12 protein-coding genes and 3 tRNA genes are annotated in these 15,732 nt (G+C 63.8%); 7 read left to right on the forward strand and 8 right to left on the reverse strand.

All coding sequences use genetic code 11. The annotated features are described in order from the left end of the window. Positions 1-69: 69 nt before the first annotated feature. The 6 genes from SARO_RS09905 to thyA form a co-directional block, all read right to left on the reverse strand. Positions 70-146, reverse strand: a tRNA-Asp gene (locus SARO_RS09905). Between the two features lie 106 nt (positions 147-252). Then, positions 253-825, reverse strand: a complete 573-nt coding sequence (locus tag SARO_RS09910; protein ID WP_011445622.1) for a YdeI/OmpD-associated family protein — start codon at positions 823-825, stop codon at positions 253-255. Positions 826-854: 29 nt separating this feature from the next. Continuing rightward, positions 855-2,195, reverse strand: coding sequence for a dihydrolipoamide acetyltransferase family protein (locus SARO_RS09915; RefSeq protein ID WP_011445623.1), 1,341 nt, complete (start codon positions 2,193-2,195; stop codon positions 855-857). A 3-nt stretch (positions 2,196-2,198) separates the two neighbouring features. Then, a complete protein-coding gene (locus tag SARO_RS09920; RefSeq protein WP_011445624.1) occupies positions 2,199-3,254 on the reverse strand; it encodes an alpha-ketoacid dehydrogenase subunit beta in 1,056 nt (351 codons plus the stop codon). Continuing rightward, on the reverse strand, positions 3,251-4,549 hold the full coding sequence (locus SARO_RS09925) for a 3-methyl-2-oxobutanoate dehydrogenase (2-methylpropanoyl-transferring) subunit alpha (RefSeq protein ID WP_041550281.1): 1,299 nt from the start codon (positions 4,547-4,549) through the stop codon (positions 3,251-3,253). The genes SARO_RS09920 and SARO_RS09925 overlap by 4 nt, the downstream gene beginning before the upstream one ends. Before the next feature lie 127 nt (positions 4,550-4,676). Beyond that, positions 4,677-5,621 (reverse strand): thymidylate synthase, encoded by a 945-nt coding sequence (gene thyA / locus SARO_RS09930; protein WP_041550282.1) that lies wholly within the window; start codon positions 5,619-5,621, stop codon positions 4,677-4,679. Between the two features lie 141 nt (positions 5,622-5,762). Here thyA and SARO_RS09935 point away from each other — a divergent pair. Both SARO_RS09935 and SARO_RS20665 read left to right on the forward strand, forming a co-directional pair. Continuing rightward, positions 5,763-5,839, forward strand: a tRNA-Pro gene (locus SARO_RS09935). 238 nt (positions 5,840-6,077) lie between these two features. Beyond that, on the forward strand, positions 6,078-6,641 hold the full coding sequence (locus tag SARO_RS20665; RefSeq protein WP_011445627.1) for a hypothetical protein: 564 nt from the start codon (positions 6,078-6,080) through the stop codon (positions 6,639-6,641). A 60-nt stretch (positions 6,642-6,701) separates the two neighbouring features. Here the strand turns inward: SARO_RS20665 and recG are convergent, their stop codons facing one another. Beyond that, positions 6,702-8,759, reverse strand: a complete 2,058-nt coding sequence (recG, locus tag SARO_RS09945) for an ATP-dependent DNA helicase RecG (RefSeq protein WP_011445628.1) — start codon at positions 8,757-8,759, stop codon at positions 6,702-6,704. 51 nt (positions 8,760-8,810) lie between these two features. On the opposite strand from recG, the gene SARO_RS09950 reads away from it, so the two are divergent. From SARO_RS09950 to mfd, 3 genes are all read left to right on the forward strand, one after another. Further along, complete coding sequence (locus SARO_RS09950; protein ID WP_083760854.1) at positions 8,811-9,356, forward strand: host attachment protein; 546 nt, start codon at positions 8,811-8,813, stop codon at positions 9,354-9,356. 115 nt (positions 9,357-9,471) lie between these two features. Continuing rightward, the gene (locus tag SARO_RS09955; protein WP_011445630.1) at positions 9,472-9,753 is read left to right on the forward strand and encodes a succinate dehydrogenase assembly factor 2; all 282 of its coding nucleotides are present in this window, start codon (positions 9,472-9,474) and stop codon (positions 9,751-9,753) included. A gap of 30 nt (positions 9,754-9,783) precedes the next feature. Next, complete coding sequence (gene mfd, locus SARO_RS09960) at positions 9,784-13,278, forward strand: transcription-repair coupling factor (protein ID WP_011445631.1); 3,495 nt, start codon at positions 9,784-9,786, stop codon at positions 13,276-13,278. On the opposite strand, the gene SARO_RS09965 is transcribed toward mfd, so the two are convergent. After that, positions 13,275-14,567: a bifunctional diguanylate cyclase/phosphodiesterase gene (locus tag SARO_RS09965; protein ID WP_011445632.1), complete on the reverse strand. Its 1,293-nt coding sequence runs from the start codon at positions 14,565-14,567 to the stop codon at positions 13,275-13,277. The two genes, mfd and SARO_RS09965, sit on opposite strands and share 4 nt — an antisense overlap. 132 nt (positions 14,568-14,699) lie before the next feature. Between SARO_RS09965 and SARO_RS09970 the strand changes: the two genes are divergently transcribed. Together SARO_RS09970 and SARO_RS09975 are read left to right on the forward strand one after the other, a co-directional pair. After that, complete coding sequence (locus tag SARO_RS09970; protein WP_011445633.1) at positions 14,700-15,485, forward strand: NAD kinase; 786 nt, start codon at positions 14,700-14,702, stop codon at positions 15,483-15,485. A 78-nt stretch (positions 15,486-15,563) separates the two neighbouring features. After that, a tRNA-Asn gene (locus SARO_RS09975) sits at positions 15,564-15,638 on the forward strand. Positions 15,639-15,732: the final 94 nt, after the last annotated feature.

Consider the following 15,732-nt stretch of genomic DNA (forward strand, 5'->3'; position numbering starts at 1 on the left):
GGACGTCATATTGCCTCGCCGAACGGGCAAAGAAAAAGGCGCCTGAAGGCGCCTTTTTCATCATCCCAATGGCGCGAGTGACGGGGCTCGAACCCGCGACCTCCGGCGTGACAGGCCGGCACTCTAACCAACTGAGCTACACCCGCTCGCCGTTGGGAGCGCCGCCTCTATGGCAGAGTTTGCAGGCTGTCAACGGACTTCGGCATGCATTTTTCGTCGTCGGCAAAATTCTTGAACAACTTGCCGCGAGGCTCAGGATTTCTTGTACTTCCAGTTGCGCGGCTTACCCTCGGCAATCCACTCGGTGGCCTGCGCGATGCGTTTTTCGCGCGTGGCATCGCTCTTCGCCTCAACGATCCATTCGATATATTCGCGGCGCTGCCCGGGCGCCATGCCGTCGAACCGGCTACGCGCCCCGCCCGTGTCGAGCGCGGCTGCGAATGCCTCGGGAACCGACGGTACCCGTTTGGTCGCCACACGGGATCTCGCGACCTTGGAGGCCGACAGGCGCGCCACAGCAGCGTTCAACCTATCGACCACGAGCCCCTCATCCGGAAAGGCATCGATGTCCGCAATCTTGCGAAACGGCCCGGCTCCTCCTGGCTGATCGTCGTTGTGGAAGAACACTGAAACGTGCTTCTTGAACGCTGCCATCCCGGCCACGTTCTTCCCGCCCAGCGTGAAGTGCGGCATGCCCCACTTGATCGCCTCGACACAGTCGGGAATCTGGCGATGAACCAGAGCGCGGAAGCGCTCCAGCACGGGCCGGGCAAACGCACCTGCCTTCGCGATATGCTCGTCGATGCGCGGATCGGTTGTCGGCATGGCTACCTCCGATCCGCGCTCATATCACATCAGTCCGCCAGCAGCAGCACCGGCGTTTCGATCAGCTTCTTCACCGCCTGGATGAAACTTGCCGCATCGTGGCCATCGACCACGCGATGGTCGCAACTGATCGAGATGTTCATCAGCTTGCGCTTTTCGATCCGCTCGCCCCCCATGCCATCGGACACGAACATCGGCCGCTCGACGATGCGATTGGGCCCGATGATGGCAACTTCCGGGCGGTTGATGACCGGCGTGGTCGCCACGCCGCCAAGTGGGCCAAGGGACGTCACCGTCAACGTCGAACCGGAAAGCTCGTCCGATTTTGCGCTGCCGCTGCGCGCGGCCTCTGCCAGGCGGACAATCTCGCGGGCGAGTTGCCAGAGATTCAGGGTCTGGGCGTTGCGGATGACAGGCACCATAAGGCCCGCAGGCGTTTGCGCCGCCATGCCGAGATGCACCGCACCATAGCGGGTAACCACGCCGGCCTCGTCGTCATAGCGGGCGTTGATCATCGGGTACTGCGGCAGAGCACGGCAGATCGCGGTGATAAGCAGGGGCAACATCGTCAGCTTGGGCTTGTCGCCCCGGCCCGCGTTGAGTTGTTCCCGCATGATTTCAAGCGCGGTCACATCGCATTCCTCGACGTAGGAGAAGTGCGGGATGTGTCGTTTCGACGCGGCCATGTTCTCGGCGATGCGTCGCCGCATACCGATGACCCTGATCACTTCGTCGCCGCGCTCGGCACCGGCTGCACGGTAACCGCCAGAGGCATTGTAGGAGAGGAACTGATCGAGGTCGGCGTGGCGAATGCGGCCTTCCTCAGACGGACGGACTTCCGACAGGTCTATGCCAAGATCGCGGGCACGCTGCCGCACGGCCGGACTGGCGAGGACCTTTGCCCCCGCCCCACCGATCGTGTCAGGCGCGGTCGAGGCACGCGGGCCAGGCGCCACGCCAGAACCTGTAGCCGGCACTGCGGGCGGTGCCTCGACTTCGCGCGAAACGAACAGCGGCTGGGGCGGTGATGGCGGTTGCGGTGGCTCGGGCGTTTCGACCTCGATGCGCTCTTCGACGATCGCCGCCTTGGGCGCGGGCGCCGCAGCAGGCGCCGGTGCCTCGTCCTCCCCCTCGGTCTCGATCACAACCAGCGCCGAGCCGATCGCCACGACATCGCCAACTTCCCCCGCAACCGAGACGACCTTGCCCGCGACCGGGCTTTCCATCTCGACCGTGGCCTTGTCGGTCATCATGTCAGCCAGGCGACCGTCTTCCTCGACAGTGTCGCCGACCTTGACATGCCAGGCGACGATTTCTGCCTCGGCGATACCCTCGCCAATATCGGGCAGGCGGAATGTGTAGGTTCCCATGGGTCAGGCCTTCATCAGTCGGTCGACGGCCTCGCCGATGCGGACCGGGCCAGGGAAGTAGGCCCATTCGAGGCTGTGTGGATAGGGTGTGTCGAAGCCGGTCACGCGCTCTATCGGTGCTTCGAGGTGGTAGAAGCAACGCTCCTGAACCAGGGCGGACAACTCCGCGCCAAAGCCCGAAGTGCGCGTGGCTTCATGGACGATCAGGCATTTGCCGGTCTTTTCCACCGACTTTTCCACCGTCTCGATATCCAGCGGGACAAGTGTCCTGAGGTCGATGATTTCGGCATCGACGCCCTTCTCCGCGCAGACCGCTGCAGCGACGTGGACCATGGTGCCATAGGCCAATACAGTGAACGCCTGCCCCGGGCGCACGACGCGGGCCTTTCCTAGCGGTATCGAATAATAGCCCTCCGGAACGGCGCTGTCCGCATGCTTGCTCCAGGGCTCGACAGGCTTGTCGTAGTAGCCGTTGAAAGGCCCGTTATAGATGCGCTTGGGCTCGAAGAAGATCACCGGATCGTTATCCTCGATCGCTGCGATCAAGAGACCCTTCGCATCGTGCGGAGTGCTAGGAACCACCGTCTTCAGCCCGGCGACGTGGGTAAACAGCGCCTCGGGGCTTTGGCTGTGGGTCTGCCCGCCGAAGATGCCGCCGCCAAATGGCGAACGCACCGTCATCGGCGCAATGAATTCGCCGGCCGAACGGTAACGCAACCTCGCAGCCTCCGAAACGAGCTGATCGAGGCCTGGATAGATGTAGTCGGCGAACTGGATCTCGGGCACCGGGCGCAGGCCATAAGCGCCCATGCCGACAGCCACGCCGATGATACCGCACTCGCTGATCGGCGTGTCAAACACGCGGGTCTTGCCGTATTTCTTCTGGAGTCCCGCCGTCGCACGGAACACGCCGCCGAAATAACCGACGTCCTCGCCCATGACCACGACGTTGGGATCACGCTCCATCATGATGTCGAGAGCGTCATTGATCGCTTCGATCATGTTCAGACGACGGGTCGGGGCCTCGGCGAGGCTGACCGGAGATTCTTCGTAGGTCATGACTCTTTCCATTCCGGCCACTTGATCCGACGCTCGCGGATTGCCTGCTCGCTCTGTTCGCGGAGATGCCAGGGCAGTTCCTCGAAGACGTCCTCGAACATTGTATGGAACGGGTGATGCAGCCCGTGCCCCAGGATGCCGTTCTTTTCGGCCTCCTTCGTGGCCGCCTTGACCAGGTCGACGAGTTCACGGTCCATCGCCTCGTGCTGCTCGTCCGACCACTCGCCCAGGGCCACGAGGTGCTTCTTCAGCCGGTTGACCGGGTCGCCCAGCGGCCACTCCTCCCGCTCCTGCGCGGAACGGTACTGGGTGGGATCATCGGAAGTCGAGTGCCCCTCGGCACGGTAGGTGAAGTGCTCGATCAGCGTAGGGCCGGCATTGGCGCGGGCGCGGTTCGCGGCCCACTGGGTTGCCGCGAAGACAGCAAGCGGATCGTTACCGTCCACCCGCAAGCCGGCGATGCCATAGCCGATCGCGCGGGCGGCAAAAGTCGTCCTCTCCGCGCCGGCAAAACCCGAAAAACTGGAAATGGCCCACTGGTTGTTCACCACATTGAAGATGACGGGCGCATTGTAGACTGCTGCGAAAGTCATGGCCGAATGGAAGTCGCCCTCAGCCGTGGACCCTTCGCCGATCCAGGTCGCGGCGATGCGGCTGTCGCCCTTGATCGCGCTTGCCATGGCCCAACCCACGGCCTGCGGGTACTGCGTGGCGAGGTTGCCCGAGATCGTGAAGAACGACTGCTCGCGCGCCGAATACATGATCGGCAACTGGCGTCCCTTCAGCTTGTCGGCACGATTGGAATAGATCTGGTTGATCATCTCGACCAACGGATAGCCACGCGCGATCAGGATGCCCTGCTGGCGGTAGCTGGGGAAGACCATGTCGTCATCCGCCAAGGCCATGGCCGGGGCGACCGATGTCGCCTCTTCGCCCGTGCACTTCATGTAGAAGCTGGTCTTGCCCTGTCGCTGGCCGCGATACATGCGGTCGTCGAAAGCACGGGTCAGCGCCATCGTGCGCAGCATGCGGCGCAGCGTGTCGGCGTCCAACCGGGGGTCCCAAGGGCCGATCGCACGGTCGTCATCGCCAAGCACGCGCACCAGATCGAGGCACAACGGGTGGGTTTCGGAAGCCTCGCACTGCTCGTCGGGTCGCGGCTGTTCCCCCGCGCGCGAAATGGCAAGGTCGGAATAATCGACCTTGTCACCCGGCCGGAACTTCGGTTCCGGCACGTGGAGCGATAGCGACGGCAGATTGCCGCGCGCCATCCCGCTCATCCCCTCGCTACTCATAGGGCAAACGCCTGCATCTGGACTCTCCCGCGCCGAATCAACCTTCGCAAATGCGAAAGTCGTACAGTCGCAAAGTTATAGACGTGTGTTATTTTATTTCACACGCCTTTTCGAGTCAATCAGGCCATCAGACGGCAACAGGCGCGGAAAGGTGCCCCTGCGGTGCATATCCGGTCACCTCGAAATCCTCGATCCGGTAACCGAAGATACTATCCGGTCGCCGCAGGATGGCAAGGCGCGGATCACCCTCCGGTTCCCGCGAAAGTTGCGCTTCAACGAGATCCGCGTGGTTCAGGTAGAGATGCGTATCTCCACCCATCCAAACCAGTTCGCCGGGTTGAAGGTCACATTGCTGGGCCAGCAGACGTACGAGCAGTGCGGCGCCCCACAGGTTGAAGGGAAGCCCCAGCGCGACGTCGCAACTGCGTTGATAGAGCAAGCCGTTCAGCCGATTGCCGCTGACGTGGAACTGGTATGTCTTGTGGCAGGGAGGCAGCGCCATCCGGTCGATCTCGGCGACGTTCCAACCCTCGATGATGTGACGCCTGCTGCCGGGATTATGCCGCAGCGAATCAACCACGTCCGCCACCTGGTTCACGCCGGCTTCGCGTCGGCGGAACAGGCCGTCGCCCACAGGCTCGAACACCGGCCAGTCCACCCATTGCTTGCCATAGACCGGTCCAAGGTCGCCCCACCGCAACGCGAATGCCTCGTCCGCGACGATCCGTGCCGAAAAGTCCTTCCGCGAAATGTCGTCCCCGGTCTCCTTGCGGTAACGGTCGAGCGGCCAATCGGTCCAGATCTCCACACCCTGCGCGCAGAGGGGGCGGATATTGGTATTGCCGGTCAGGAACCATAGGAACTCACGCGTTGCCGTCTTCCAGTAGACGCGTTTGGTAGTGAGCAACGGCATCCGCCCATCGGAAAGATCGAATCTGAGCTCAGCACCGAAGACCGACCGCGTACCGACGCCGGTCCGATCTACCCGCTCGTCGCCATGTTCCCAAATGCGGCGCATGAGATCGAGATATTGCCATTCGTAATGGCGGCCGGAATCGCGCAGGATGGACATGGCCACGCTTCTATCCCGGGCTGGGCCAAGGCGCAAAAACCGGGCTGCAAAAAAACTTTTCCAAAGGCCGCTTGCCAGTTGGAAAACTGCTTCGTATAGGGCGCCCCTGCCTCGCAGCCGGGTCACCGGCAGCGGATCGGTCGGGGAGTAGCTCAGCCTGGTAGAGCACTGTCTTCGGGAGGCAGGGGCCGGAGGTTCGAATCCTCTCTCCCCGACCAATTTCTTGAATTGCGCGATGTGATTTCAGGCGAGGAACCTGCCGAGAGGCACCGTTCCCGACAGCCCTTTTCGGCGCAGCTGCTACGCCGCATCGTTCAACGGTCCATCGACGAAATCGAACAAGTGCCTCAATCTGCCCTGAAAAGTGCAGAAAAGACCGCATTCGGGTTTGCGCGGTGGGATCTTGTTTCCAGTTTTGCAGAGGTCAGCCCTTCAACTGGACAGGAGCCCTCGTTCGTGAAGAATTCCACTCTGTCGCTTGCCCTTCTCGTCGCATCCCTCCCATTCGCCCCTTCGGCCATCGCCCAGGAAGCCGCCGCCAGCGCAGCACCTGCGGCTGCCGCAACGCCGACCGTGGGGACCAAGGTCTATGATGCCGCCGGCGCCGAAGTCGGCACCATCAAGAGCGTCAACGCCCCCAACTTCGTCATCGACACCGGCAAGAATGCTGCCACGCTTGCCCTGACTTCGCTCGGCTCAGGTCCGAAAGGCCCTGTTCTCGGAATGACGAAGGAGCAGCTTGATGCCGCTGCCGAAAAGGCTGCAGCCGACGCTGCTGCCGTGCTTGCCGCCGCCATCGTGGTCGATGCGCCGGTCCATGCCTCGGACGGCACGACCGTTCTGGGCAAGATCGCCGAGGTGACCGAAACGGACTTCGTTCTCGACACCGGCAAGGCCCGCGTGAAGTTGCCGAAGACGTCGGTGGCAAAGGGTACGAACGGTCTTGTGATCGGCATGACCGCCGAAGCCTTTGCCGACGCGACGAAGAGCGCGTCGCCCGCCGCCAAGACCAGCAAGTAATCCCATCAGGGAGGGGGCGGCGCGTTTCCCCTTTTTCGCGTCGCCCCATCCCTTTCGGCGCTAACCGCCGCGCAGTAACTGGACGCCCCAGTCGCGTTCGAACAGATACAACAACACGCGCGCCGCCTGCCCGCGGGGGGACGAAAGCCCGCCGTCGCGCTCCATCAGGAGCCGGGCATCGTCGTGCGCCAGCGGTAGAAGCTTCGCGATCTGTTCGAAATCCGCGACCTTGAACGGCGTCTCGCCGGACTGGCGCGTCCCCAGAAGTTCGCCGCCGCCACGCAGCCGCAAGTCCTCTTCGGCAAGCCGAAAGCCGTCCTGCGTCTCCCTCATCAAGGCGAGCCTCTCGCGCCCGGTCTCGGACAGCGCATCGCCCCGGAGAAGAAGACAGGTCGATTGCTGACTGCCACGTCCGACCCTGCCGCGTAGCTGGTGCAACTGGGCAAGGCCAAAACGCTCCGCCTGCTCGATCACCATCAAGGTAGCATTCGGAACGTCGACGCCAACCTCGATTACGGTGGTGGCCACCAGCAGCTTCGCATCGCCGCGCGCGAAGCGTTCCATCGCCGCATCCTTGACCTCGGGCCGGAGCTGCCCGTGCACCATCACGACCATATCGCCGAACCGCTCCTTCAAGGCTGCGAAGCGCGCCTCGGCTGCGGCCATATCGTCGTTCTCCTGCTCGCGGACCATGGGGCAGACCCAGTACGCCTGGGCACCCTTCGCGATGTGTCGGCCCACCCCCTCTATCACATCGGCGAGCCGCTCCTGCGCGACAACTCTCGTGTCGATGGCCTGTCGGCCGGGCGGCATCTCGTCGAGGCGAGAGACATCCATTTCACCATATTGCGCAAGCGTCAGCGTGCGCGGAATGGGCGTGGCGGTCATCGCAAGGCAATGGGGCGTGCGCCGCGCCTTCTGCGTCAGCATCAGCCGCTGGCCCACGCCGAAGCGATGCTGTTCGTCGATCACCACCAGCGCCAGATTGCGATAGGCAACTGCCTCCTGAAAGATCGCGTGCGTACCCACGCAGATGTCGATGCTACCGTCGAGCAGGCCCATGAGAATGGACTCGCGCGCCCTGCCCTTGTCCCGCCCGGTCAGCAGAGCGATGTTGACCCCCGTGCCCACTGCCATCTTCGACAGCGTATCGGCGTGTTGGCGCGCCAGGATCTCGGTTGGTGCAAGCAGGGCCGCCTGCGCGCCCGATTCCACCGCGATCAGCATGGCGTTGAGCGCCACGGCGGTCTTGCCCGACCCCACGTCGCCCTGGAGAAGGCGCAACATGGGCGCGCCTTGCGCCACGTCGCCCTCGATCTCGGCGATGGAGCGCTTCTGGGCACCGGTAAGGTCGAACGGGAGGTTCAGCTTCGCACGGAGATGACCATCTCCGTGCAGCGGAGTGCCCTGCCGGCTGCGGTTGCTTTCCCGCACGAGGATGAGCGCAAGGCTGTTGGCCAGCAATTCATCGTAAGCGAGCCGATCGCGCGCGGCCTTGTGCTCGCCCTTGTGCGCCAAGGGCAGCGCCTCATGCCATGCCGGCCAGTCCATACGCTGAGCGAGACCGGGCTCGATCCATTCTGGAAGCTGCGGCAAGTGTGCGAGCGACTGGTGCACCAGCCCCTGCAACCGCCCCTGGGTCAACCCCTCGGACAACGGATAGACAGGCTCGTTCAACTGGCCGAGCATCCCTGCGCTGTCGTCGCTCACATGGTCGGGATGGACGATTTGCCAGGTCTGGCCGAACTGATCGAGGCGTCCGGCGACCCATCGTTTTTCGCCCAGCGGAAGCTGCTTCTTGGCCGTGTAGGAAGCGCGGCCAAAATAGGTCAGTGCAACGAAGCTGCCGCTTTCGTCCTCAGCCATCACGCGAAACGGCCCCCGGCCTGCGGACTGACGATAGTCACGAGGTGTGAGCGCAACGACGATCTGCTCGCCAACGCTCGCCTCGTCGAGATTCGCTATGGCGCGGCGCAGGACGAAACGATCGGGAAGGTGGTAGGCAAAATCCTTTACCCGCGTCAGGCCGAGCTTTTCCAGAGGACGTGCGAGGCCAGGCCCAACGCCCTTCAGGCTGCTGGCCTCGGCAAACAGTGGATTGAGCAGGTCGGGACGCATGGTCCGGACATAGGCGCAAGCCGGCCGGTTCGCCAATGGCGAAGCCGGTTAATGCACGATGGAGTTTTCAGGGGAGTTTTCAGGGGAGGCTTCAGGGAAATTTCCAGCGCCAATTTTGACCCAGCGCATGGTACCATCAAGCTTGGGGGTGCTTGGTTGCCGCATCAAGGACGAAAACAGGAGTTCGGTCCAATGTTGATCCCGCATGGCACCGTCATCGCAATAATCGATGGCAAGAACTGGCAACTGTGGCGCAATGCTGGCAACGAGGCCGCGCCTGAACTCGCTGAATTGCCGACGCCGCAACTGGAAGAACACAATCACGGATCGGGCGGACGCCACTACTCCAGCGCGGGTAACCCTGCCGGCCACCAGCTCGACGAAGATGCCCATGCGGCCGCGGTCGCGTCCTGGCTCAATGGCGAGGTACAGGCACACAGGATCGAACAACTGGTCGTGATCGCCGCCCCGCGCACGCTTGGCGAGTTGCGTCATCATTACAACAAAGGCACCGAACGCGCGACGATCCGCGAGTTGTCCAAGGATCTAATCGGTCGCCAACCTGACGAAATCATCGCCGCGCTGCGGGCCAAATAGCCGCGCGGACAGCGATGGGGCATTCCGGCGCAGGGGAAGGACGGGCGCCGGGATGCCTTTTCGTGCCGGTCGCGCGCGCCTTGTTTCGCGGGCGAATTGGTCCTAACGGCCTTGCATGACCGACACGCCCGCAATCGCCCCCGAAAACCTGCGCCGCCTGCACTTCCGCGCCTGGCACCGTGGCACGCGAGAGGCGGATTACATGATCGGCTGCTTCTTCGACCGCTACCACGCGTCATGGAGCGCCGCCGATGTCGCGTGGTTCGAGGAACTGATCGAGGAAGACGACGTCGAAATCATGGCTTGGGCCCTTGGCACCGAGGCCGTTCCAGAAAAGTACGCAGGTGCGCTGATGGACGCGATGCGCAAGCTGGACTACGTCGAAATCCCGCGCTGATTTCGCCGCTCGCGCGTTAGCCTGCCTGTCATGTCCGATCTCGACCGCATCCTGTCGGCCAAGTCGCCGCTAACCCTGTCGTCCGTAGCACGCGGCGCGCAGCCGCTCGTGCTCGCCGACCTTGCTCGCGCTGCGCGCGGCCGCACCGTATTCATCGCGCCCGACGAGGCCGCCATGCGCGCCATTGTCGACAGCGCGGCATACTTCGCCCCGGACCTCGACGTCATAGACTTTCCGGCATGGGACTGCCTGCCGTTCGACCGCGCTTCGCCGGCGCTTTCCGTCAGCGCCCGCCGTCTGGCCGCATTGCAGAAGCTGCAGCACACGCGTTCCGGCCCCCAGCTTCTCGTCACGACGATCAATGCCGCGCTCCAGCGCGTACTCACGCCCTTCCGCATCCGCGAATCCACACGCCTGCTCACGCCCGGCACCGAAATCGGCCGGGAAAGCCTGATCGCTCTCCTCCAGCGACAGGGCTATTCGCGCACTGACACCGTCGTCGATGCGGGCGAATACGCAGTGCGCGGTTCGGTCTTCGACATCTTTCCGTCAGGCCTCGACCACGGCCTCAGGCTCGACTTCTTCGGAGACGAACTGGAAACCCTGCGCCTGTTCGATCCGAACACCCAACGCTCGGTGCAGCCGGTAGAAACGCATCTTCTGCTCCCGGCAAGCGAAGCCCTGCTCGATGAAGACAGCATCAAGCGCTTCCGCAGTCGCTATCGCGAAATGTTCGGCGCGAACGCCACTGGCGACCCGCTGTATCAGGCAATCAGCGATGGCCGCCGCCTTGCCGGAATGGAACACTGGCTGCCGCTGTTCGAGGACAGGGTCGTCACGCTCTTCGATCACCTTGGCGAGAACGATCTCGTCCTGATCGACACGACCGCGATCAAGGCGGCCGAGCAGCGCATCGCGGACATCGCGGACTATCATCAGTCGCGTCTGGATTCGTCGTCCAAGGCGCCGGGGAGCTATCGCCCGCTCTCGGAAAGCGCCCTGTACCTTACGCGTGACGAACTGGATCGCGCCCTGGCGGGCTGGCCCGTCCACCGCACCACGATCTTTGCCGAGCCGGAATCGAAGCACGTCATCGATTTCGGCTTTGCGTCCAGTCACGATTTCACCCCCGAACGCGCGGCGGCGGGAAGTGGCGGCGGGAACATCTACGAAGCAGCCGCCAAATACATCTCGGCGCTCGGCACGCGCGGCAAGAAGCCGATCATTGCCGCTTATACCTCGGGGTCGCGTTCGCGCCTTGCCTCGCTTCTGGCCGAGGCAGGCAAGTTCACGCCTCAGATAGCAGAGAACTGGCAGCAGGCACTGGGCCTTGCCGCATCGGGCAAGCCGGTCGCCATCGTCCTGCCGCTCGAACAGGGCTTCGCCAACGACGACCTCGAACTGCTTACCGAGCAGGACATCCTGGGCGACCGCCTCGTCCGCAGGAAAAGGAAGCGCAAGGACGCCGATGCCTTCCTGGCCGAGCTTTCCGCGCTTACCCCGGGCGATCTGGTGGTCCACATGGATCACGGCATCGGGCGCTACATCGGGCTGGAAGCCGTCGCCGTCGGCGCTTCTCCCCATGACTGCGTCCAGCTCGAATACGCCGGTGGCGACAAGCTCTACATCCCCGTCGAGAATCTCGACGTACTCTCTCGCTACGGCTCGGACGCCGAGGGCGTGTCGCTCGACAAGCTCGGCGGCGAGGCATGGCAGCGCCGCAAGGCGCGCATGCGCGAGCGCATCCTCGAGATGGCCGGCCAGCTCATGGCAACGGCCGCGCATCGCGCCCTTCGACAGGGTCTGGTCCTGCCGGTCGACCCCGCCAGCTACGGCCCCTTCATCGACCGCTTCCCCTGGGACGAAACGGAAGACCAGGAGCGCGCCATCGACGACGTCCTCGGAGACATGGCCGAGGGCAAGCCGATGGATCGTCTGGTCTGCGGCGATGTCGGCTTCGGCAAGACCGAGGTTGCCCTCCGCGCTGCGTTTGTCGCGGCGATGCAAGGCGTTCAGGTGGCCGTGGTTGCGCCAACTACCCTGCTCGCGCGGCAGCACTACGCGAACTTCGTCGAACGTTTCAACGGCTTCCCCCTCCAGATCGGCCGCCTCTCACGCCTCGTGCCGGCCAAGGAAGCCAGCGAAACGAGGGCCGGGCTTGCAGATGGGCGAGTCGATATCGTCATCGGCACACACGCGCTGCTGTCGAAGTCGGTCGAGTTCAAGCGCCTGGGCCTTGTCATCGTGGACGAGGAACAGCGCTTTGGCGTGACCCACAAGGAGAAGCTCAAGGAACTGAAGGCGGACGTCCACGTCCTGACTCTCACAGCCACTCCGATTCCGCGCACGCTGCAGATGGCGATGTCCGGGCTACGCGAGCTTTCGACGATCCAGACCCCGCCGGTCGATCGCCTCGCCACGCGCACCTACGTCATGCCGTGGGACGACATGGTCATGCGCGAAGCCCTCCTGCGCGAACACCAGCGCGGCGGGCAGAGTTTCATCGTCGTGCCGCGCATTGCCGACATGCCGGAACTCGAGGAATGGCTCCGGCTCAATGTCCCCGAAGTTCGCTTCGTCACCGCGCACGGCCAGATGAGCCCGACCGAAGTCGAGGACCGCATGGGCGCTTTCTACGAGAAAAAGTACGAAGTGCTGCTGTCCACCACCATCGTGGAAAGCGGCATCGACATTCCTTCGGCCAACACCATCGTCATCCACCGCGCCGACCGCTTCGGGCTCGCCCAGCTCTACCAGCTTCGCGGGCGCGTCGGTCGCGGCAAAATCCGCGCCTACGCCTATCTTACCGTGCCCGAGGACATGGCCCTGTCCGAAGTCGCGGAAAAGCGCCTCAAGGTGCTCGGCGACCTCGACAGCCTCGGCGCCGGCTTCCAGCTCGCCAGCCATGATCTCGACATTCGCGGCGCCGGCAACCTGCTGGGCGACGAGCAGTCGGGCCATATCAAGGAAGTCGGCTTCGAACTCTACCAGTCGATGCTCGAGGACGCGATCCTCGCCGCCAAGGCAGGCGACATCGGCCTTGCCCGCGAGCGCGAGGCCTTGAGCCCGCAAATTACCCTCGACGCCCCTATCATGATCCCCGAGGACTACGTTCCCGACCTCGCCGTGCGCATGGCGCTCTACCGCCGCATGAACGACGCCGACGGACCGGATGCGGTCGAGGCATTGGCCGCCGAGATGATCGACCGCTTCGGCCCCCTGCCCGCGCCCACGCAGAACCTGCTGCGCCTGATCGAAGTAAAGCGCCAGGCCATCGCGGCAAACATCGCCAAGATCGACGTGGGCCCCAAGGGCGCGCTGGTCAGCTTCCACAAGGACACCTTCCCCGACCCGGTCGGCCTCATCGGCTATGTCGAGCGCCTGAACGGCGTCGCCAAGCTGCGCCCGGACAACAAGCTCGTCATCCAGCGTGCATGGGGAACGGCGGAGGGACGGCTCAACGGCCTCGTGCAGCTCACCAAGGGCCTCTCGGCGATCGCCCGTCGTGCCAGGAAAGCGGCCTAGCGGGAGAGTGCGGCAATCTGATCGGCGGGGATCGGGCCTGACCGCAAGAACCCCTGGAAGGCGTCACATCCTTCCGCTGCAAGCACCTGTAGCTGGCTTTCCCGTTCGATACCCTCGACGACAACCTTCTGGCCCAGCGCACGCGCCATTGCCACGATGGCCCGCAGGATCGCCCGGTCGCGCGGGTCGCGGTCGATGTCCCTGACCAGGGATGCGTCGAGCTTCAAGGTGTTCACCGGGAGGGCCTTGAGCGTACGGAAGTTGGCATAGCCGGCGCCGAAATCGTCGAGCGCGATCCTCACGCCTAGCCGGGCAAGCTGCTCGAGTGCGGCGGCGGAACGTTCGAAGTCGGCGATCAGGGCATGTTCGGTAACCTCGACAGTCAGGCTCGAAGGAGGATAACCCGTCTGTGCCAGCAGCAAGCGGCAATCCTCGACAAGGCGGTCGTCCCCGAGATCCTCAGCCGTGATGTTCAGTGAAAGTGGAATAACGGGTTTCCATTCTACGGCCTGCCACATCGCGCGACCGGCAATGTGCCGCGAAACCTGCGCCACGTGGTCTCCACGCTCGGCCAAGGCGAACAGCGTTTCGGCGCCTATCCTTCCCAGCTGCGGATGATCCCAACGGGCCAGCGCCTCCACCCCCACGATATCCCCTCCGGCCACCGCGTACTGCGGCTGGAAGACGATGCCGATTTCGTCCCTTGCCATTGCCCCGATCATGTCGGCTTCCAGTCGCGCGGCGCTCCTCCCCCGCGCAAGATGCGACCCATCGGCCCACTGAAGGCGGCGCGCCGGCTGCTGCTGAAGGGTCGTAAGCGCCTGGTCCAGCCGATCGAGCAACGCCGGGCCACCCTCCCCGGGCTGCCCTCGGAGCAGCGCAATGCGAGGCGCCAGTTGTAGCTCCTCTCCCCGAAGCGGCAGCACTCGCGACACGCGCCGCGCCAGGGCTTCGGCAAGCCACTGCCACCGCTCCCGGCTGACCTTGCCGGCGCTTGCAACAAGGAAATCGCCGCCACCGACGCGCGCGACCAAAGTATCGCCACCAATCTCCTCGTCGGCAAAGATCCGAATGCGTTGGGCCAGCTCGACCAGCGCGATGTCTCCCGCCGACTGCCCGTAAGCCAGGTTCACCGACCGGAACCGGTGCAGGCCCAACAGCATGGCGTGAACGAAGCCTTTGGCCCCGTTCCGATCCAGCCAGTCGCTCGCGGAGGCGATGCCTGCAAGGCCCGTCAAAGTGTCGCGGGATTCGTCGTCGATCGCGTCTGGCGGGATGGCGCTGTCCATGCCTGCGCGATACCATCCGAAACTTGCCAAAGCGTTCCGCTAATGCGTCCGGCTCTCGCCAGTTGTGCTTTTGTGCATTGCGTCATGGCGTGGCGCTCCATATCTGCCTCTGTAGGAATTTACCGGGGGCCGATGACAATGCCGGAATTTGCGCGCCTTGCCCTTCTGGCATCGCCTACGGATCGGGCGCAGGATGCCTGCGAGGCCCTGCGCAAGGGCCGCGACTGGGTCCCGCTGGAGGAAGCCGATGCCGCCGTGGTGATCGGTGGCGACGGGTTCATGCTCCAGACCTTGCACACCATGATCGACATCGATCACATCGTGCCGGCCTTCGGCCTGAACCTCGGCACCGTCGGCTTCCTGATGAACAAGTACCGGTCGGCCAGGTCGATCGAGGAACGGCTCGCCAAGGCGACGAGGATTGCCGTTTCGCCACTGCGCATGACGGCGACGACCAACACCGGCGAAATCCAGTCGTTTTGCGCAATCAACGAAGTCTCGATCCTTCGCGAAACGCGCCAGACCGCGAAACTGGAAGTCAGCGTGAACGGCAAGGTGCGGATGCCGGAACTCGCCTGCGACGGCGTGCTTGTCGCGACCCCGGCAGGCTCCACAGCCTACAACCTGTCGGCGAACGGCCCTATCCTGCCGCTCTCGTCCAACATGCTGGCACTGACCCCGATCAGCCCCTTCCGACCGCGCCGCTGGCGCGGCGCAATCCTTCCCGAGACGTACGAGATCGTGTTCAAGGCACTCGAATCGGTCAAGCGGCCGGTCCTCGTGGTGGCCGACCAGAAGGAAGTCCGCGACGTAAGCGAAGTGCGCGTGAAGGCTTGGCCGGAGCATCGCCTGACCCTGATGTTCGACCGTGGGCAGAGTCTGGAGGACCGCATCTTCGCCGAACAGTTCATGGTTTGAAAATTTTTGAAAGCAGGTGCTTGCCAAACCGGAAACGCCTGTTATTAGCGCGCTCCTGCCCCGGGCAACCGGGGCTGCTCCCTGATAGCTCAGCGGTAGAGCTCTCGACTGTTAATCGAGCGGCCGTAGGTTCGAATCCTACTCAGGGAGCCATTTTTCTTCAGACTTGGCAAAAGAATCAGCGCCTTGGGTAGCTGCATCCCAAGTTTTTGCGCCGCGCGCGCGAAGTTTGGGCAACGCAAGCTGC

It is taken from the genome of Novosphingobium aromaticivorans DSM 12444 (assembly GCF_000013325.1).
GTDB classification, from domain to species: Bacteria; Pseudomonadota; Alphaproteobacteria; order Sphingomonadales; family Sphingomonadaceae; genus Novosphingobium; species Novosphingobium aromaticivorans.